The sequence below is a fragment of the Paenibacillus oleatilyticus genome, assembly GCF_018998565.1.
Classification (GTDB): domain Bacteria; phylum Bacillota; class Bacilli; order Paenibacillales; family NBRC-103111; genus Paenibacillus_G; species Paenibacillus_G oleatilyticus.
Window position 1 is genome coordinate 561,099 of the sequence record NZ_JAHNZO010000001.1, and the last position, 19,213, is coordinate 580,311.

Annotated in this window: 15 protein-coding genes and 1 pseudogene; 2 read left to right on the top strand and 14 right to left on the bottom strand. The window is 54.3% G+C overall.

Annotation, left to right across the window (positions count from 1 at the left end; all coding sequences use genetic code 11):
• Positions 1–102 precede the first annotated feature (102 nt).
• From KQX66_RS38650 to KQX66_RS02585, 9 genes and pseudogenes are all read right to left on the bottom strand, one after another.
• Positions 103–1,403, bottom strand: a pseudogene (locus KQX66_RS38650) (IS110 family transposase).
• 702 nt (positions 1,404–2,105) lie between these two features.
• On the bottom strand, positions 2,106–3,047 hold the full coding sequence (trxB, locus tag KQX66_RS02550) for a thioredoxin-disulfide reductase (RefSeq protein WP_216789283.1): 942 nt from the start codon (positions 3,045–3,047) through the stop codon (positions 2,106–2,108).
• A gap of 350 nt (positions 3,048–3,397) precedes the next feature.
• A complete protein-coding gene (locus KQX66_RS02555) occupies positions 3,398–5,218 on the bottom strand; it encodes a S9 family peptidase (RefSeq protein WP_216789285.1) in 1,821 nt (606 codons plus the stop codon).
• A 15-nt stretch (positions 5,219–5,233) separates the two neighbouring features.
• Complete coding sequence (locus KQX66_RS02560) at positions 5,234–6,211, bottom strand: ABC transporter ATP-binding protein (protein WP_216789288.1); 978 nt, start codon at positions 6,209–6,211, stop codon at positions 5,234–5,236.
• A 6-nt stretch (positions 6,212–6,217) separates the two neighbouring features.
• On the bottom strand, positions 6,218–7,213 hold the full coding sequence (locus tag KQX66_RS02565; RefSeq protein ID WP_216789290.1) for an ABC transporter ATP-binding protein: 996 nt from the start codon (positions 7,211–7,213) through the stop codon (positions 6,218–6,220).
• An 8-nt stretch (positions 7,214–7,221) separates the two neighbouring features.
• Complete coding sequence (locus KQX66_RS02570) at positions 7,222–8,148, bottom strand: ABC transporter permease (RefSeq protein WP_216789292.1); 927 nt, start codon at positions 8,146–8,148, stop codon at positions 7,222–7,224.
• Positions 8,149–8,169: 21 nt separating this feature from the next.
• Entirely contained in the window at positions 8,170–9,087 is a 918-nt protein-coding gene (locus KQX66_RS02575) for an ABC transporter permease (RefSeq protein WP_216789294.1), read from the bottom strand.
• Positions 9,088–9,161: 74 nt separating this feature from the next.
• On the bottom strand, positions 9,162–10,700 hold the full coding sequence (locus KQX66_RS02580) for an ABC transporter substrate-binding protein (RefSeq protein ID WP_216789296.1): 1,539 nt from the start codon (positions 10,698–10,700) through the stop codon (positions 9,162–9,164).
• A gap of 16 nt (positions 10,701–10,716) precedes the next feature.
• Positions 10,717–12,072, bottom strand: coding sequence for a M20/M25/M40 family metallo-hydrolase (locus tag KQX66_RS02585; RefSeq protein WP_216789299.1), 1,356 nt, complete (start codon positions 12,070–12,072; stop codon positions 10,717–10,719).
• 186 nt (positions 12,073–12,258) lie between these two features.
• Here KQX66_RS02585 and KQX66_RS02590 point away from each other — a divergent pair, with 186 nt between their 5' ends.
• A complete protein-coding gene (locus tag KQX66_RS02590) occupies positions 12,259–13,569 on the top strand; it encodes a helix-turn-helix domain-containing protein (RefSeq protein WP_216789301.1) in 1,311 nt (436 codons plus the stop codon).
• Positions 13,570–13,699: 130 nt separating this feature from the next.
• Here KQX66_RS02590 and KQX66_RS02595 read toward each other — a convergent pair whose 3' ends face one another.
• The 5 genes from KQX66_RS02595 to KQX66_RS02615 form a co-directional block, all read right to left on the bottom strand.
• Complete coding sequence (locus KQX66_RS02595; RefSeq protein WP_216789304.1) at positions 13,700–14,998, bottom strand: amidohydrolase; 1,299 nt, start codon at positions 14,996–14,998, stop codon at positions 13,700–13,702.
• Positions 14,999–15,247: 249 nt separating this feature from the next.
• Positions 15,248–15,547: an ArsR/SmtB family transcription factor gene (locus KQX66_RS02600; RefSeq protein ID WP_373949116.1), complete on the bottom strand. Its 300-nt coding sequence runs from the start codon at positions 15,545–15,547 to the stop codon at positions 15,248–15,250.
• Between the two features lie 148 nt (positions 15,548–15,695).
• Positions 15,696–17,057, bottom strand: coding sequence for a DJ-1/PfpI family protein (locus KQX66_RS02605; protein WP_216789308.1), 1,362 nt, complete (start codon positions 17,055–17,057; stop codon positions 15,696–15,698).
• A 254-nt stretch (positions 17,058–17,311) separates the two neighbouring features.
• Entirely contained in the window at positions 17,312–17,521 is a 210-nt protein-coding gene (locus KQX66_RS02610) for a hypothetical protein (RefSeq protein ID WP_216789310.1), read from the bottom strand.
• A gap of 181 nt (positions 17,522–17,702) precedes the next feature.
• Complete coding sequence (locus KQX66_RS02615; RefSeq protein ID WP_216789312.1) at positions 17,703–18,158, bottom strand: MarR family winged helix-turn-helix transcriptional regulator; 456 nt, start codon at positions 18,156–18,158, stop codon at positions 17,703–17,705.
• A gap of 145 nt (positions 18,159–18,303) precedes the next feature.
• Between KQX66_RS02615 and KQX66_RS02620 the strand changes: the two genes are divergently transcribed.
• On the top strand, positions 18,304–19,164 hold the full coding sequence (locus KQX66_RS02620; RefSeq protein WP_216789319.1) for a DMT family transporter: 861 nt from the start codon (positions 18,304–18,306) through the stop codon (positions 19,162–19,164).
• Positions 19,165–19,213: the final 49 nt, after the last annotated feature.

Sequence of the window (19,213 nt, forward strand, 5' to 3'; positions counted from 1 at the left end):
ATCACCTTGGGAACGATGAGATAAGTCGTATATTTTCTAAAGAAATCTTCCCTTTAGTTGAGAAAATGGCATCCGAGTATTATCCGGTATGCCATCTTCTTGTTATAAAAACTCAGCTGCTTTAGATTCTAATTCATCAACGTTTTTGGGTATTCTTATGTCCATGCATTTTTCATCCCTAGGTACGCCCAGATGTTTGGCATGTAAGACTGGATCATACAACTTATTATTTTTCAAACAAGAATACATCACCTGTGCGATTTTACCACATACATGACCAATAGCTTTTCACTTACTCATTCCCCTGCCATTAACTAAACGATCATAATAATGTTTAAATAGATTTGATTATGTATTAGGCGATATGAGCACCAGTACCATTAAAAATAGAATTCGACGAGTATCCCTTACACCTTCATATATTTGTCTAGATTTTGAAACGGAAATTCCTGATGTTTTATTTTCAGCAGCGACGCCTAAGTATTTTTTAAATTCAAGATAATTTGAAAACCGTTCAACATCACCAATAGCACCAATTAATGTACAAGCCATTACATCACTCATAATTGGAATCGACTTAAGTAAAGCAGTGTAGGGATGAGAAGGGATCTGTTTATCCTTGTCTCCATGTAATAAAACCGAAATTTGTTTATCGATGCTTCCGATTACCCTTCAATTCGAAGGGCTTCTTTGATAAGCCATGTTTGTCTCTCAATTAAATGTGGTACTTGGACGGCTAAGGTGTGCGGTAAATATTCACTTAAAGTTGTTGAGCCAGGTTTTTTAAATGCTCGCTTTAGCTCAGGATTCGTAACTGAAAAAAGCTGTTGTATCTGGTTCTTCCTTCTAGTTAATTGAGTAGAAAGAAGCCATCTATCCCTCGTTAAAGTTCGAAAGAGAATCTGTGTAGGGGTCGCAGGTTTTACTAATCGTATACCCTTCATATCTGGGTGTAGTGTTTTATGCCAGCCCATGTAGGCCATGATCCTGGCATCTATCTCATCTGATTTTTCATTAAGGCCTAGTTGACGTTCACAAAAATCCTTTACAGATTTATTTTCAACTTGGAACAAATGATACCCTTCGTCCAAAAGGACTTTCATAACTAAATACGAGTAATGACCACCAGTAGGCTCTAACAAAATAAAAAAGTCTGATGGATCTAAACCCAAACCTTCTCGTATATTCCTTAACTGTGTTAGGAAATCAATAATTCCTTTTCCGTCGGAGTAAAACTTCATAGTCTTTTGCCGTTTCCATTCCTTTTCACTACGGAATTTTTCAAAGGGAATACAAGCAGCGACATGAAAATCTGCACCGATGCCTAAACCCACATAAAATTGATACCATTTATTAATTTCTGATTTGTGCTTTTCAACTTCAATAGAAATTTGATTGTTCATAACCCCTCCAAAGATTGTTGCAGTTAAGCACTATCTATCCAAGTTTTCTTTAGAGCTCCTGAGGGCCCAATGTAGCATGTCAGGATTTAACGATAGTGCAGTAAAGCTCACATTATACAAAGAGGTCATGATATGCCCCAATTATTTCAAGGGTTACTGCTTTTCTTCTATAAGGTTCTTTGTTTCGACAACTGGTCTATTTTTTTCCTTCTATAAGGTTCTTAAATAAAAAAAATAAAACTTGCCTGATCATGGCAAGTTTGGTTGGAATATTGAGGTAAGGCGCAGTGCCATTAAATGGAGTGCCCCAAATCTATAATAGAAGTCCAGGTATGCTAATTAGCCGGCTCCATGCCTATGACGGTGGCTTCCCTAGAGGCCACTGCACAAATTATATTTCAACATCTATACTATAATCTCCTTCACTACATCTCAAAATTGAACCAGTTTTCATGCAAACTTTATTCAGAAGTCCTTTGAGGCTACACGTTATAGACAGGGGTAAAACTGGTTCATTTATATTAAATCATAAACAATTAGAAAATTAAATTTCCATTTTTCAATCTAAGTTCCTACGATAGTAGCATGTAGTTTTTAGTTTGAGCTATAAAGCACTAAGAAAACTTTATCTTCACCTTACACATAAAAGTCAAATTGCCCCGGCGCCGTTGCAGACGCCGGGGTCAGTCCTATCCGATTCGATTACCGCGCAAGCTCCTTCAGCTCGGCCGACTCCAGAAACCTCTCGCAATCGAGCGCCGCCATGCAGCCTGTGCCCGCTGCGCTGATCGCCTGCCGATACCGGCTATCCTGTACGTCGCCGCATGCGAATACGCCGGGAATGTTCGTTTCCGTCGTGCCGGGCTTCACCAGCAGGTAGCCGTGCTCGTCGGTCGTCAGCTGGCCGTCCAGAAACTTCGTATTCGGTGTGTGGCCGATTGCTACGAAGATGCCGTCTACTTCGATGATTTCTTCCTCGCCGGTGTCGTTGTTTCTCACCTTAAGCCCGGTCACGCCCCGTTCGCCCGCGATGACTTCGAGCGGAGTCCGGTTCAGCTTCCAGCTGATTTTCTCGTTGGCGCGCGCCCGCTCCTGCATGATCTTCGACGCGCGAAGCTCGGTGCGCCGGTTCACCAGAACGACCTCCGAAGCGAAGCGGGTCAGGAAGTTCGCCTCTTCCATGGCCGAATCCCCGCCGCCGATGACGATAATTTTTTTGCCCCGGAAGAAGAAACCGTCGCATGTCGCACAGGTGCTTACCCCGCGGCCGACGTTTTCCCTCTCTCCCGGAATGCCGAGGTATTTCGCGGAAGCTCCGGTCGATACGATCACCGTTTCCGCTTGAATGTCACCCATGCCTTCGATCGAAAGCGTAAACGGCCGTTTGGAGAGATCGGCTTTGTTCACCCATCCCGTCCGGAATTCGGCGCCGAAGCGCTCGGCCTGCTTGCGCATATTATCCATTAATTCGGGGCCCATGATTCCTTCCGGGAAGCCCGGGAAGTTCTCGACCTCGGTCGTCGTCGTCAGTTGTCCCCCCGGCTCCGGACCTTCGATCACCAGAGGCTTCAATCCCGCTCTCGCCAAATAAATAGCCGCCGTCAACCCTCCGGGGCCGGTTCCGATAATTACGCTATTGTACATGATGTGTTCCTCCTTCATACTGCCTATCCTTAAGCTTTATCATATCTCCCTCGGAGACAGGTTGCATGAAGGTTTGATTAAGGTCACATGAAGGATTCATGAAGAAAGTGCCAGCGGCGGAGCCGGTTTCAGAGTGTTGAGAAACCCTAGGAGTAGAAAATCTCAGAGAAATAGAGGTGGGGTATATCCCGTAAGAGTTTACGTCCGCCTTTGAAACCCGTGAAAATACCGCTAATTCTAATCAAGTTCACGGGTTTCAAGAGCGGCTGGAGGGATATACCCCACCGGCGTATGCAGAGAATTTCATACGCGAAGCCGGTTCTCAACAAGCTCAAGCGGCGAAGCCGCTCCTATGCTTCAAGATATTCCCGGAAAAAGCGGACAATTTCCGTATTCATCGCGATGTGATTTTCCATTTTCTCCGTTTGATGCCCTTCGTCCTCGAAAATAACCAGCTTCGCTTCCTGGCCGCGGGCCCGCATGTCTGCATACAGCTGCTCGGCCTCGCTGACCGGAACGCGCGTATCGTTGCGGCCGTGGAAGATGAGCAGCGGCACCTTGATGTTCTGCGAATGGTTGAGTGGAGCGATCTCCTCGAAGAAGTCCGAATCGTCTGCCAGCGTGCCGTATTCGGCTTCGCGCAGCGCTCTGCGCCATTCCCCGGTATTTTGCAGAAACGTGCGGAAATGCGAGATGCCGACGATGTCCACCCCGGCCGCCCATAAATCCGGGTAATGGGTGAGCGCGGCCAGCACCATAAATCCGCCGTAGCTTCGCCCCATAATGCCGATTTTGCCGGTGTCGACCGTCGCGAAACGGCTCAAGTCCTTCACCATCCACGCCAGATCGGCCACCGCATCCATCCGTTTTCTCGCGTTGTCGAGGTTCAGGTACGTTTTGCCGTAGCCCATGCTGCCGCGGACGTTGGGCGTCACGACGTTAAAGCCTTGCCCGACCAAATATTGAATGACCGGGTGAAATTCGAACCGGATCTGCGATTCCGGCCCGCCATGCACGTACACCACCGTAGGCGCAGGGCGGCTTTCCTCCGTCTGTCCGGCGCTCCCGGCCGGCCGGTAGTAAAAGTACGGCACCTCCACCCCGTCAAACGAACGGAATGTGTACAGCTCGGCTTCTTGCCACAGATGCTCGATTGTCTCCGACCTGCCGAACGAGGTGAGGCGCCGGAGCGTCTCGTCCTTCAACCCGTAGCGCCAGATGTCCCCCGGCAGCACCGGGCTTTTCAGCGCGAAAATCAGTTCGTCGTCATTCAGCCACGACAGCGACTGAATCACGCCGCGCGACAGCTTCACCGCCGTGGAATGTCCGCCTTCCACCTCATACAGGTATAGCGCGGAAATGCCGCCTTCGTTCACGGTGTACGCGATTCGGCCGCCGTCCGGCGACAGCTTCGCCCCTTCGATATCCCACGCCGGGACATGGACGAGCAGCTCCGCCCCCGGCCGCTCCGGGGAAAAGCGGTACAGCGCCATCGTGTTCTCGGCCGCATTCGTCACCAAATATCCCGTGCCATCCTTCGCGAGTTGCACCGAAGCGTAATCACCCGCCCCCGGCACGCCGATCTCCCGGATCGCGCCGCTGCGCAGATCAAGCACGTGCAGCGACTGGACGACATTCGTCACATCGGCCAAAATCAGCAAGCCGCTGCCGTCCGGCAGCCAGCAAAGCGGTACGCACCGGCCCTCATGCCGGTAAACCTCCTCGACCTGCTTCGTCTCGACGTCCTGCACGAAAACATCGAACAGCCCGGGACCCCGGCGGTTGCTGGAATATGCGATTTTCCGCCCGCAGGGAGACCAGTCTCCGACATTGTGAAAATGCTGCGGGGACACCATCAGCTCCTGCACGTCCAGCGTGTCGTTATCCAGCACATAAAGCTGCTGCTTCTCGTTGCCCTTATGATCCATCCCGATCACCGTCCGGGAGCCGCACGGAGAGTGCTTGGCTTCCACGACCCGGTCGGGCAGCTGGATCGCCTGCTCGCAGCGGTCCGTCGCCGCATCCCAGCTCCACAGCTGGGGCAGGCCGGTTTTCTTGGTCAAAAACGTCACCCTGCCGCGCCCCGGAACCACTTGCGGCTGGGAGGCGGACAGTACAGTAAGATACGCGTGCAGCTTATCGTTTTGCTCGGTCAAAGCTTTCGATTCCATCGGTTGGTCGCTCCTTTATAGCGGAAAATGGCAAGCCGCCAGATGGCCGTCCGCTTGCCGCTCCAAGGCAGGCGGCGCGTTGCGGCAAATGTCCTGCGCGTAAGGGCAGCGCGTATGAAAGCTGCACCCCTTCGGAGGGTTCGCCGGATTGGGCAGATCGCCCTGCAGAATGATCCGCTCCTTCCGCTGCGTCGGATCGGGCACCGGAACGGCCGATAGCAGCGCTTGCGTATACGGATGGCGGGGGTGCGCGAACAAGGAGTCGCGGTCCGCCAGCTCGACGATTTTGCCCAAGTACATGACGGCGATGCGGTCACTGATATGCTTGACCGCCGGCAGCCCGTGGGCGATGAAAATATAAGTCAGCTTGAGTTCCTTTTGGAGCTTCTTGAGCAGATTCAAAATTTGCGACTGGATCGACACGTCCAGCGCGGACACCGCCTCGTCACACACGATCAGGCTCGGATTCAGCGCGAGCGCCCGGGCAATTCCGATGCGCTGCCTCTGGCCGCCGCTAAATTCGTGGGGATGCCGCGACATGTGGTGCTCATCCAGGCCAACCAGCCGCAGCAGCTCGACGACCCGCTCCTTCAAAGCCGCGCCTTTGTACAGACCGTGCACCTCCAAGGGTTCGGCGACGATGTCCTCAACCTTCATTCTCGGGTTGAGCGACGAGTACGGGTCCTGGAAAATGATTTGCAGATGGCGGCGCACCTTGCGCACGTCCTCTTTGCCGAGCGCCGTCAAGTTCTGGCCCTCGAACCAGACTTCGCCTGCCGTCGGCTCCAGCAGCTGCAAAATAAGCTGGCCCGCCGTCGACTTCCCGCACCCGGATTCGCCCACGATCCCGAGCGTCTCCCCGCGGTTCACGGTAAAGTCGAGGCCGTCTACGGCATGCACAACCCCTTTTTGCCTGGAAAACAAGCCTTGCTTGTACGGAAAATGCTTTTTTAATCCTTTTACTTCCAATAGTAGCTGGCTCGTTTGACTCATGTCAAATCACTCCTTACTGTAGAAGCAGCGCGCCCAATGGCCCGCGGCAACCGGTTCGAGCATCGGAACGTTGGACTTGCAGTGCTCGGTTGCGATCGGACAGCGCGGGTGGAACGCGCAGCCGCCCGGCATGTTCAGCGGATTGGGCACCGAGCCGTAGATGGAGTCCAGCTCTTCGCGCTGCTCGTCAAGCTTCGGCAGCGAGCCGAGCAATCCTTTCGTATACGGGTGTCTCGGACGGGCGAACAGCTCGAACACGTCCGCTTCCTCCACGACCTCGCCGGCATACATCACGACGACCCGGTCGGCCATTTCCGCCACGACGCCGAGATCGTGGGTGATCAGCACGACGCCCGTATCCCGGTCCTTGCTCAAGCCTTTGAGCAGCTCCAAAATTTGCGCCTGAATCGTCACGTCGAGCGCGGTCGTCGGCTCGTCGGCAATGAGCAGCGCCGGGTTGCAGGCCAGCGCCATCGCGATCATGACGCGCTGCCGCATGCCGCCGGAGAGCTGATGCGGGAAATAATCGACGACTTTGTCCGCCCGCGGGATGCCGACGCTCTCCAGCATGACGATGCTTTTCGCTCTCGCCTGCTTTTTGTCCGCGTTCTGGTGATTGCGAAACACTTCGCCCAGCTGATTCCCGATCGTGAACACCGGATTCAAGGACGTCATCGGCTCCTGAAAAATCATCGAAAGCTTGTTGCCCCTCAGCTTGCGCATTTCTTTATGGCTCTTGCCGAGCAGGTTCTCGCCTTCCAGCAAAATCTCCCCGCCGACCACTTTGCCCGGCGAAGCGACGAGTCCCATAATGGACAGGGACGTGACGCTTTTCCCACAGCCGGATTCGCCGACGATGGCGAGCGTCTCCCCTTTCGATACCGTGAACGAAACCCCGTTGACGGAGGCGACGACGCCTCCCTCGGTTTTGAAATGGGTTTTCAAGTTTTTAACTTCCAACAGTGGCGCCAAAGGGTTCACCTCGATTCGTGTCGTGTACATCCCGCGAATTAAGATTCTTTCGTTTTCATTCGCGGGTCCAATATATCGCGCAGCCAGTCGCCGAGGAAAATGATCCCCAGCACGGTAATCGTTATGGCGATGCCCGGGAACGTCGCGACCCACCAGCTGGTGGCCAGATATTGTCTTCCGTCGCTCAGCATGCCGCCCCACGTAACGGTCGGCGGCTGAATGCCCAGGCCGAGAAAGCTTAAAGATGCTTCCAATATAATAGTGGTGGCGATGCTCAGCGTGGACACGACGATGAATGACGACACGACGTTGGGCAAAATATGCTTGAAAATAATCCGTATGTCGCGCGAGCCGACGGCGCGGGCCGCTCGCACGTAATCGCGCTCCTTGACGCTGAGCACTTCCCCGCGGATAATGCGCGCGTATTTGACCCAGTTGGTGACCCCCAGCACGAAAATGAGCGAGAACAAGCCGGGACCGAGCACTGCAAGAATCACGAGCATGAATAAAATATTCGGGATCGCCAGGAAGGCGTCGACGATCCGCATAATGATCCGGTCGGTCCAGCCTCCGTAATATCCCGAGACCAGCCCCAGAATGACGCCGATCGTTCCGGCGACGGCCACGGCGCATACGCCGACGAGCAGCGAGATTTGCGAGCCGTAGATGATGCGGCTGAGGACGTCGCGCCCCAGATTGTCCGTGCCAAGCGGATGATCCGCCGTGCCTTTCGCCATCCACATTGGGGGCAGCAGCCGCTTGGCCGCACTCGTCTTGGCAGGATCGTGCGGCGCCACGGCGCTCGCGAAAACCGCCATGAACACAACCGCAACGACAATGATAAATCCGATGGTGCCCGTCTTGCTTTTCAGCAGCGAACGGATGATGCGCGCCGCCCTGCCGGGACGCTTCGATGCGGATGCTGCGCCGACCTGTCCGCTTTGCGCTTCAATCGATACGCTCATGTGTGCGCTCGCCTCCTGCGTTTAATTGAATTTGATACGCGGATCCAGCAGCCGGTAGACGAGGTCCGCGAGCATGTTGCTGAGAATGACCAGGAACGCGATGACGAAAACGGCCGCCTGTACGATCGCCATATCCCGGGTATTGACCGCTTGAATAATAAGCTGCCCCATGCCGGGCCACGCATAGATCGTCTCTGTAATGAGCGCCCCGCTGATCAGTGTGGAAATTTGCAGCGCCATGATCGTGACGACCGGAATGAGCGAGTTGCGGAACGCATGCTTGTAAATGACAAGCTTCTCGGCTACGCCTTTACTGCGGGCGGTTCGAATGTAATCCTGTCCTAAAATTTCCAGCATACTGGAGCGGATCAAGCGCGTCATTTCGGCGGCGATCCCCGTACCGAGCGTCACTGCGGGCAGAACCAGATGCAGCAGCGTGCCGCGGCCGGACACCGGGAACATCCCCAGGTTCACGGAGAAGAGCAGAATAAACATAATGCCGAGCCAGAAATGCGGCATCGCCTTGCCTAGCACCGCCGCCCCGGTAGCGAACACGTCCCAGAACGAATTGCGCTTGGTCGCCGAAATGATGCCGAGCGGAATGGCGATGACCGTTGCGACGAGCATCGCCGCAGCCGCGAGCTCGAACGTCGCCGGCAGCCGATCCAGCACGATCGGCAGCGCAGGCTGGTGGTAGCGGAACGAATTGCCGAAGTCCCCTTGTACCAGTTGCGCCATAAATTTGAAATATTGAATGTACAGCGGCTGGTCCAGGCCGAGCGCCACGGTCAGCGCCCTGCGGTCTTCGTCCGTCGCCGTGTCCGGAAGCATCAGCGCAACCGGATCTCCGGAGACGTGGACGAGCAGGAACACAATCAGGGAGATCAGAAACAGCACGGGGATGAACTGCATAATCGACTTCACGAAAAATGGCCTCACGGTGTACCTCCCAAGGACAGGATGGAATGACAAAGGGGTCTGCGACTGAGACCCCTCGAACAAGTTAGGTTAGCCTACTTCAAAATAATTTCGTCCGCATATGTGATTTCGTCGATTCTCGGAGTAAACTCTATGCGTTTGTTGATGCCGTAGTTCGCGCCCAATTGCAGCAACGGAATTTGCGGACGGTCCTTGGCCAAAATGTCCTGCGCCTGCTGGAACTGCTTCTCTCGCTCCTGGGCGTTCATATTTTTCTCCGCGTCACCCAGCAGCTTCGTCACTTCGGGATTGTTGTACCCTGTATCCGGTTTCAGACGCTTGTACAGCAGCGCGGCGTCGAACATCGAGTTGGAGTACGCGACAAGGAACATATCGCCGGTCGTACCGGCATTGCGCTTTTCGTTGAATTTGCTCGATTCCAAAATTTCCATCTTCACCTTGATGCCGACCTCTTCCAGCATCGCCGCGATCAGCTCCGACGTTTCCTTATCCTTGAGCGACTTGCCTACCGAGCCGGTGAAGCTGATCGTAAGACCGTTTTCAAAACCGGCTTCCTTCAGCAACTGCTTGGCGCGCTCGGGATTGTAGTTCGACTTGCCGAACAAATCCGGCTTCGCTCCGAAGATGCCCGGGATAATCGGCGTCAGCGTTTCTTTGCCGTCGCCCTCGAACAGGCTGTCGATAATCGCTTTTTTGTTGATCGCCAGATCGATGGCCTCGCGAACGCGCGGATCGGCCGTCGGGCCGCTCGTCGTGCGCAGCGACAGCAGCATGACGCGTGTCGTCGGACCGCTGATCGTCTGGGTCGAGTTGACGTTGTTAATCCGTTTCATATCGGTCGGCGGAATCTGCACCGCGATGTCGACCCCATCGGTCAGCAGCTCGGAGACCCGTGTCGCTTCCTCCGGAATCGAGCGGAACACCAGCTTGTCCCATTTCCCTTTTTCGCCGTAATAATCGTCGTTTTTCACTAGAATGACGCGGTCGTCGCGAATCCATTCGGAGAATTTGTACGGGCCGGTGCCGACAGGCTTTTTCAGAAACTCGTCCCAGCCTTTTTCCTGAATATATTTGGACGGCAGCATGCTGGAGCCGAGGCGGGACAAGCGCGACAGCAGAACGGGCTCCGCTTCGTGGGTAATGACGTCGGCCGTCAGCTCGTCGACGACCTTCACTTCCTTGATCTGCTTGTAGTTGCCGTTCTCCACCAGCTTGGCGTCTTGGGCAACGCGCTCCAGCGAAAATTTCACGTCGGCCGCCGTAAACGGATCGCCATTCTGGAATTTGACGCCCGGGCGCAATTTGAATCGCCAGGTGGTCGGGTTCACATTTTCCCACGATACGGCCAGATCGGGCTGAAACTTTCCTTCCCGGTCCCGCTTGACCAAATAGTTGAACATATTGACGTGAACCGATTCCGTGCTCGTAAAGCCGTGGTTGTGGACGTCGAAGCCGAGAATGTCGCCGCTTCGGGCAATGGTCAGCACCTTCTCCTTCGTTTGTCCGCTTCCCTGCTGCCCGCCTGCACCAGCCGCATCCGGTTTGCCGCAGCCGGCAAGACCGACCGACAACGCAAAAACCAAGGCCAGACTGATGGATGTAAACCTTTTCATAAATGTGTGTCCCCCTTCAGGATTGCTCTTGGATGGCAAAGTCTTCGATAATGGCCGCAATATGCTTGATGCCTTGGATATAATCGTCGACGATGATATTTTCATTCGGGGCATGGTTATTCGAAGCAAAATGTCCAACCCCGACGGAAACCGCAGGAATGCCGATGCGCTGGCACAAAATGTACATCGGGCCGGTCGCGGGCGACATCGGCTTCAGCGTCGGCTCCGTCCCGTAGACCTGCTTGGCCGTCCGGACGACCGATCGCGCCAGAGCGTTATCGAGCGGCGTACGGGCCGGATACGTCATCGTATACGGAATCGCTTCGATATCGGCGAAACCGTGCTCGTCCAGGTGCCGGCGCAGAAGCCGGAATATTTCGAACGGGTCCTGGTCGGGCACGAGACGAAAATCCAGCTTCACCCTCGCTTCGGACGGCAGGACCGTCTTCTTGCCCTGGCCGGTATAGCCCGATTGAAACCCGCACACGGTACAGGTCAGCTGGTAAATCAGCTTTTCTTTCAGCGGCAAACCGGACAGCCCGAGGACGAACGAGTCCAGACCGAACTTCTCCAAGGTGCTTTCTTCGTCGTAAGCCATCTGCCGGAGCACCTCGATGTCTGCCTCGGACAAGGCAGCCACCTTATCGTAAAAACCTTCGATATGTATGCGTTCGTCGGGCGTTTTGAGCGTGTTGAGCGCCCAGATTAACCGCCAGGCCGGATTTTCGATCACGGCAGCATGCGAGGAATGCATCTCCGTATTCGCCCCCCGGCACACGAGCTCGACGTAGCACATGCCTTTCACTCCGAAGCTGGCCTGCAGGCTGCCGTCCGCGTTCTTGTAGCCGAACTCCCAGATGCAGCCGTCCGCTTGCACAAGCTCCCTGTGCGCGTCGACGAATTCGCGGAGATGCAGGCTGCCGATCTCTTCTTCGCCCTCAATAACGAACTTCACGTTCAGCGGAAGCCCGCCCCGCACCGCCGTATAGGCATGCACCGCAGCGAGCCGGGCGGTCAGATTGCCTTTGTTATCTGCGACCCCCCGGGCGTAGATGCGTCCGTCCCGAATTTCGGCGGCAAATGGCGGCGAGTCCCACAGCTCCACCGGGTCTTCCGGTTGCACGTCGTAGTGGTTATAAAAAGAGAGCGTTTTCTTTTTACCGTTTGCAAACTCGCCGTAGACGACCGGGTAGCCGGAAGTATCGATCCGCTTCGCGTGGCCGCCGATCTCCCGGATCAGCCCCTCCACCATCTTCGCGGTTTCCACCATTCCCCGGTTTTGCGCCGCAACGCTCGGCTGGCGGCACAGCGCCTGCAGCCAGCGGATATACTCGTCCCGGTGCCGCTCGATATAGTCAAAGACGTCCTGCAAGAATAACCACCCCCGATTTAGTGGAAAAATTCCCTTAATAGTCCCTTAATAAACTATAAAACATGTGCTATGATAGTGTCAACAAATAAAAATCGATCCGGACCCGCATTTCAGAAGGATTTTTGCAGGCTGCTCCGAACTTGGAATAGGTCCGGCATTTTACATTCGGAAAGGACATCAAACGATATGATTGCCAGAGTTGGAGCCGTCGGCCCGAAAGATTCGATCGACCTGATCCGCGAGATCGGCCAAGAGTTTCAAGACCGGTTGACGATCGTTCCGTTCGTCTATCAGAACGTAAGCGAAACGGCGGATATCGTCCGGCGCGAAGAACATCACATTGACCTATGGGTCTTTTCGGGGCAAGCCCCTTACGCGATCGCTCAGGAGCAGAACATTAAGCAAACGGCGCTTTTCCCGCAGTTGAACGGGTCCTCCCTGACGAAGGTGCTGCTCGAAATCGTATACCGCGACCGGCTGCAGCTCGGGCGGGTCAGCTTCGATACGATCTTGCCGGAGCATTTCTACGAAACCTGCGCGGAGTCGGATCTGGCTTACGACACCATTCCGCTGCTGTCATATACCGGCTTCAAGCCGACCGAAGAGCTGGTCGCCTTCCACTCCGGGCTGTTCGCTCAAGGCAAGGTCGACGCCTGCGCCACCTGCTTGAGCCGGGTGTACGAGGAGCTGAAGTCGCAAGGCATTCCCGTCTACCGGATTACGCCCAATCGGATGACGATCCGCACGATGCTCCATCTGGCCAGCACCGCGGGCGAAACCATGCATTTCAAAAAATCGCAAATCGCGGTCATGTTCATCGATATCGAGGAGCCGGAAAAGCTGATCGGGCAAAACAAAAGCTCCTACGACGTGCGCCGTCTGGACCTCCAGCTTCAAGAGACGATTCTGGGCCATGTCGAGGCGCTGTCCGGCTCCTTCGTCGCCCTCGGGAACGGAAAATATATCGTCTTCACGACCCGGGGAGCGTTCGAAACGGCCGAGGAAAGTGCCCATCCTTCCGTGCTGCTCGAAAAAATAGCCTTGCTCACCGACCTGAAAACGAACATCGGCATCGGGTTTGGCGTCACCGCGTTGGCTGCCGAACGCAATGCGCAGATCGCCCTGCAGCATGCCAAAAAAACCGGCAATTTCTGCGCTATTCTGGTCACCGACACGGGCGATATCGAAGGTCCCCTGCGGCAGACCGGCAGCATCAACTTCAACTATCGGACGGAGGATATCAAGACAAGCGAGCTGCTGAAAAGAGCGGGCGTGACGATCACGACCTACAACAAGCTGCTGTCCGTCCAAAAAAACCTGGGGCAAAATTCGATCAGCGCCCCCGACATCGCCGAATGGCTCGGCATGACCAAGCGGAACGCGCGCCGCATCCTCAGCGACCTGGAAGAGCACGGCCTCGTCGAGCTCATCGGCGAGGAAGCACCGACCAGCCGCGGCCGTCCGCGCAAAATATTCCGCGTCAAGGAGCTCCGCTAATCGTCCGCAGCTACTACCGCCCGCGAACGGCGCTTATGCACGGCGCCGCTTTTGCGGACGGCGGTCAGGGTAGCGCTTTCATAAAGCGATACGTCTTTTTTTTCCCTCTAGGCCCCTTTTTTGCTTCGATTTATCCTTCTTGACATGCCAACACAAGCCGGACCAAAATTTCCGTCCCGATCACCAGCACGTCCTCGTCAAAATCGAAGCGGACCTGATGGTGCCCGTCGGTCAGCGGCGAGCCGAACAGCAAGTAAGACGCTTGGCCCCCCTGCTCCTGCACGCGGTTCATCATATAGACGACATCCTCCGAGCCGCCCAAGTCCATTCTGGGCACGAAAGATTTGACGCTGCCCATCTTCTCCGCCTCCTGCCGGATAAGCGGAATTAATCCGGGACTGCTCTCGGCTCCCGGCGCTTCGCCGACGATCTCCCATTCGCAGGCGACGTCGTGCAATTTGGCCGTCTGCTCCAGGATGCGGATCGTTTCCTTTTTCATAAAATCGTTTAGCTCGGTCGTCTCGCCGCGCGTTTCCAGCTCCATCACCGCTTTGTCGGCCACGATGTTGCGACCCGAGCCCGCTTTGAGCGTGCCGACGTTAATCCGGGTCGCCCCTTCGCTGTGACGGCTGATCCCGTTCAAATGCACAATCGCCGAGGCCGCGGCCAGCAGAGCATTGCGCCCTTCCTCCGGAGCCGCGCCCGCATGGGCCGCTTTGCCGGTGAAGACGGCGTTGATTTTGGTCGTCGCCAAAAAGCCCCCAACCGCGCCGACGATTTCGCCCAGCATTTTGCTTTGGAAGGCGATGTGGCCGCCGAATAAATAATCCACGCCGTCGAGCCATCCGGCATCGACCATCGCTTTGGCGCCGCGGCTGCCCTCCTCTGCAGGCTGAAACAGCAGGCGGATTTCTCCGGACAAGCGTTCCTTATATCCCGCCAGCAGCTCCGCTACGCCAAGCCCGATCGCCGCATGCCCGTCATGCCCGCAGGCGTGCATCATGTTCTCGTGGCGCGAAGCGAAGCCTTCCCGGACGGGACGGTGGTCGGCGGCGGCGCATTCCGTCAGGTCGTTGGAATCGATGTCGAAGCGCAGCGCCACAACCGGACCCGGCTTCCCCGTCCGGATGACTCCCACAACGGCCGTATGACCGTCCCGCATCCGTTCGACCCAGCGCGGATCGGCCCCTTCCTCAATCGCCCGGTTCTCGTGGTGCCACAGCACTTCGGGCTGGGGAACGCCCATGCGCGAAGCGGATTTGCACGCTTCTTCCCGCACGTGAACATGGTATCCCAGCCGGCTCAATTGTTCCGCGATAATTGCCGCCGTGCGGTATTCCACCCAGCCCGATTCGGGGTACATGTGAAAGTCCCGCCTTCTTTGTATGAGCTTGCTTTTGATGCGCAGCACTTCCTGACTAATGTCCATCAGTTTATAATCCTCTCCTGTGCGAAACCTGACTGTCAATTTATTAACGGAATAATTCCTTAATAGTTCCCAATTAGAATATAAAATTTAATACCGCTTCTGTCAACAAGAAGCGGTAAGAGTATTAAGGAACCCGCTTCGCGTAGAAAAAACTTTTTGTATGTTTTTCCCAATATATATATATATATATAGAAATCTAGATGTATAATTGCAAAAAATAAGCAGGCAGTGCCCGACGAACAGGCATGCCTACAATTCATTCCGCATATATTCCGTAAATTCCCGCAGCAATTGTTCATTTCTTCGGTAGTAGGTCCATTGGCCGTAACGTCTGGATTCCAAAAGTCCGGCTTTTTGCATCATGGACAAATAGCTCGAAACAACGGATTGCGTCAGCCCGGTTTTGGCTTGAATGCTGCCTACGCAAATCCCCCCTTTGAAATCGGCGTCTTTAGGCAAGTAGAGTTGAGGGTCAAAATGTTGCTCCGGATGCTTCAGCCATTCCAAAATTTGACGACGGGCTTCGTTAGACAACGCTTTAAATATCATCGTAGTATCCATAGCTTTACTATATCTATTTTTTTAGATACGTCAATGTCTATATTTTTGACGGCGATTTCCTATAGGCAAAAGCTTGTACCGTCAAATCCTTAGTACAAACCTTTGGCGTTCCGGGGACCATACGAACAGGTTCGGCTCATGCGGAAACGGTCTTTCTCCTTACGAAACGTCTGTCTGCCAAATAAACGAGGAACAAAGATAACAAGCCGACACCGATCGGTATGCCGAACGCTTCGTACGAAAATGGCGCTCCTTCAAGCTTAAGCTGGCTTGTGGCGCGGTACTCGAGCCGCTTGGCGGCGAATTTCGCCGTCCGGATATCTTCCTGCTTCGCCAAATCTTCAAACGCAGGCTCCATCGCGAACCGCTCCGACGCATCGCTGTGCAGGTAAAGCTGCTCTGCCTTTCCGCCGTTTTCGTTCCAATTTCGGATATCTCCCGCAGCGCGCGTCTTGACGTCCGGCCCCACAAAAATCATTTTGTCGAGTTTCGGAGCATCCGCTATTTGATATCGGGCGATCAGATTCAGACCGTGCCGGGTAACGATCGGCCCGCGTTTGCTTGATATCGTCAATGTTGTCGTCGTGCCTGAAGCCCCGTACGTGTCAAAAGCCGAGGATAACATCAGCTCGTCGGCCCCGTCATACAGCAGGACCCCGTTCTTCTTCTTGTTCCATTGAAACGCATTGTTCAAAACATAGACGATATCGCTCAATCCGGCCGCGAAAGGCTCCATTTGCGGATGCTCAACAAAATCGTAGGAAGGGTAATTCATTTCCTTCGCCACTTTCTTCGCCATCGGCTCTCCCATTTGCCGGGATATGACGTACAGCGTAGCATCGATCCCCGAAGTCAAGCCGGCCGAGGAGACTATATTGCCGTCAGGCACGTAACGCAAATCCCTTTTCCAAGTAATCTCGGTATATTTCTTTTCCAATCTGCCGATATCTCCCCAATGCGTTGCCGCAGACTTCCCGTTCAGCAGTCCGGTATCCGCCAAATTTTCCGCCCCGTTGCAGATGGACAACAAGGTCGTTTCCTTGCCGGAGTGCTTCCTTATCCAATCTCGGACAGGCTTGTATTTCGCCTCATCCAAAATCGGCATGAAAGGGATCACGATTATATCCGGACCTTTGCCCGTCAATTTGTCCAACTCGTCGAAAGTGTAATGCGGCGCGACATCAAGGCCGCCCGTTAACGATTTGATGTTTTTGTCGGGAGCTGCCGCAAACACATTGTACGAGTCTGTCATGGAGAACATTTCGTACGGTACGAGAAAATCAAACACCTCGGTCACTTCATTCGCCAAAATAACGGCCACTGTCGGCTTTTTCGAATCATAGGCAGGAGCTTGGATGCTTTGTAAAGAAGCCGGCACCGGTTTATCGTAAACCGACATAGCCTCCTGCATCGTGTTCATGAAACCGATCGTTCCGGTTCCTCCCACAAGCAGAACGAAAACGCACACATACACGATAAAACGCCATACTTTTTTCAATTGCCTTCTCTCCCTTGATTTTTTATAGTTTATTACAAATTATTACTTACTTTCTTAATTAAAGTATAGGGAGAGAAGGCAAATTAATAAACTCGCCCGAAGACTATATTTTTCCACGACTAAGGTCCAGGTAAAAGACTTTTTTCTCGAACAGCAGCCGGATGCTTCTTTTATCATCATAACTGAACGGCCTTTTTCTGAATATGACTCCATCGGGCTATTCGCACAGTGCCGGCGAAGCATGGACGTGCATGCTAGAACGCTTTTGCCGCTGAATCGTCTTTCCGAAGCTCTCCACGGACTCCAAGAGCTTCGCCGTCGTTGGAGAAACGCATGTGGATGCCTCCCACGTTATCGTTGGCTACGAGCCGAAGCTTAACGGAGGACGATGCGGTTTCCGCCGCCCCATTGTTAATGAACAGTTCTCCCGTGGGAGCGGTTTCATCGAAATGTGCGCTTGTCATTTCTTATCTCCTTCCCATGAAATGCCGCCCTGCGATCATTCTATCATTTCAGCCTCTCAAAAAACTCACAAAATCGCAGCGGGAAGCAAAAACAAAAAAAGAGCAGCTCGCCGCTTGCTCTACACCGGTTTTCGTTTGGTTTTGTAAATGCGTCCGCTTGTCCGTCCGGTCTGTAGCTCCTCTAGCCTTCTCCTTTTTTCAACGCCTCGGATACTTTCGTCATCGCCTTCTCGACGGCCTTCCGTTCCTCTTCATCCAGCACGCTTACGAAGTAATTGTAAATCCCCTCCGCATAGACCGGCCACGTTCGGAGAAATTCCCGCTTCCCTTCCCGGGTCAGGACCGCAAAGGCTCCCCGCCGGTCTTCCTCCGTCCGTTCCCTTTCGACAAGCCCTTCCCGTTCCAGCCGCTCGATCACCCGGGTCAGTCCGCTTCGGGTTAACACGACTTTATTGGCCAAATCGCTCATCCGCAGTTTTTTGTCCGGCGACTGGTACAGGGCCACCAACACATCATAAGTCGTAAGCGGCTCTCTTCGTTGATCGGATAAATCGGCTTCGATTCGTTTAATCACGGCGGCATGGGCATTGACAAAAGCCCGCCAAGCCGCAAGCTGGTCCTCCTCAAGTCGGTGCATCCCGTTCTTCCTCCTGAATTGAACATCGGATAAGTTCATCATACTTGATTCCGCGTTGACGGAGCAACTAAACCGTGTTAATTTAGTTGCATAAGAAATAGTTGATTAAACAACTATATTTTCAAAAAATAAGGAGGGAGTTTTCATGAACGGCATGCTTCTTGGGCTTGTGTCGGCTTTATCCTTCGGAACGGCCGATTTCTTCGCAGGAAAATCGAGCAAAAAAATCGGCGTATTCTCCACTCTCTTTTATATGCAGCTCGTCGGACTCCTCTTCTTGACGGCCGCCGTCTTCTGGAAGGGACAGTGGCCTGCTCTGCTGTCGCTCCGGCATGCTGCCGCAGCCAGCCTGTGGATGGCGGTCGATCTGATCGGAATTCTTTTTCTGTATCAAGGTCTGCTTACCGGAAGCGCCGCCGTCGTCGCGCCTATTGCCTCCAGCTTCTCGGTCGTCACCGTCGTTCTGGCCTTTCTGTCCGGGGAAAGGTTGGGCACAGGAACTTGGCTCGGCATCGGCATCACGTTGTCGGGCGTCATATCGGCATCTATGGTATGGTCCGGGAAGTCGAAACAGCGGTCCCGCACTGCGTTGGCAAGCGGCGTGCTTTGGGCTATCCTGGCCTCTCTGTTTCTCGGTGCGGCCTTCTTCGGACTCCGTTTTGCGCAGGAAGCGCTCGGCGGTCTGCTGCCCGTCTGGATCGGACGGCTGCAGGCGACGATTCTGCTTCCGGTCCTTTACCGGCTGCTGAAGATCAAGCTCACTCCTCCGGGCAGGAACGGTGCCGGACTGGTCGCCATCGTCGGCATTCTGGATGCGGTCGCTCTTGTCAGCTACAACACCGGATTGGGCCTGGAGGACACCTCTATCGTCATCACGGCAACTTCGCTGTTTGCCATCGTGACTTTGCTGTGGGGAGTGCTTGCGGGAGGCGAAAAGCCGGCTTGGACTCAGTGGATCGGGGTAGGCTGCACCCTCGCCGGCATTCTGATCGTGTCCTGGCCATAACGGCATGAAAGTCGACAACGTATAAAATAAAAAGATTGCCGCAATCCGC

Excerpts from the sequence above, each read along its gene's own strand:
- KQX66_RS02555 (WP_216789285.1), bottom strand. The coding sequence starts at position 5,218 with ATGGAATCGAAAGCTTTGACCGAGCAAAACGATAAGCTGCACGCGTAT.
- KQX66_RS02595 (WP_216789304.1), bottom strand. The coding sequence starts at position 14,998 with ATGGACATTAGTCAGGAAGTGCTGCGCATCAAAAGCAAGCTCATACAA.
- KQX66_RS02570 (WP_216789292.1), bottom strand. The coding sequence starts at position 8,148 with ATGAGCGTATCGATTGAAGCGCAAAGCGGACAGGTCGGCGCAGCATCC.
- KQX66_RS02620 (WP_216789319.1), top strand. The coding sequence starts at position 18,304 with ATGAACGGCATGCTTCTTGGGCTTGTGTCGGCTTTATCCTTCGGAACG.
- KQX66_RS02590 (WP_216789301.1), top strand. The coding sequence starts at position 12,259 with ATGATTGCCAGAGTTGGAGCCGTCGGCCCGAAAGATTCGATCGACCTG.
- KQX66_RS02610 (WP_216789310.1), bottom strand. The coding sequence starts at position 17,521 with ATGACAAGCGCACATTTCGATGAAACCGCTCCCACGGGAGAACTGTTC.
- KQX66_RS02615 (WP_216789312.1), bottom strand. The coding sequence starts at position 18,158 with ATGCACCGACTTGAGGAGGACCAGCTTGCGGCTTGGCGGGCTTTTGTC.
- KQX66_RS02600 (WP_373949116.1), bottom strand. The coding sequence starts at position 15,547 with ATGATATTTAAAGCGTTGTCTAACGAAGCCCGTCGTCAAATTTTGGAA.
- trxB (WP_216789283.1), bottom strand. The coding sequence starts at position 3,047 with ATGTACAATAGCGTAATTATCGGAACCGGCCCCGGAGGGTTGACGGCG.
- KQX66_RS02580 (WP_216789296.1), bottom strand. The coding sequence starts at position 10,700 with ATGAAAAGGTTTACATCCATCAGTCTGGCCTTGGTTTTTGCGTTGTCG.
- KQX66_RS02565 (WP_216789290.1), bottom strand. The coding sequence starts at position 7,213 with ATGTACACGACACGAATCGAGGTGAACCCTTTGGCGCCACTGTTGGAA.
- KQX66_RS02560 (WP_216789288.1), bottom strand. The coding sequence starts at position 6,211 with ATGAGTCAAACGAGCCAGCTACTATTGGAAGTAAAAGGATTAAAAAAG.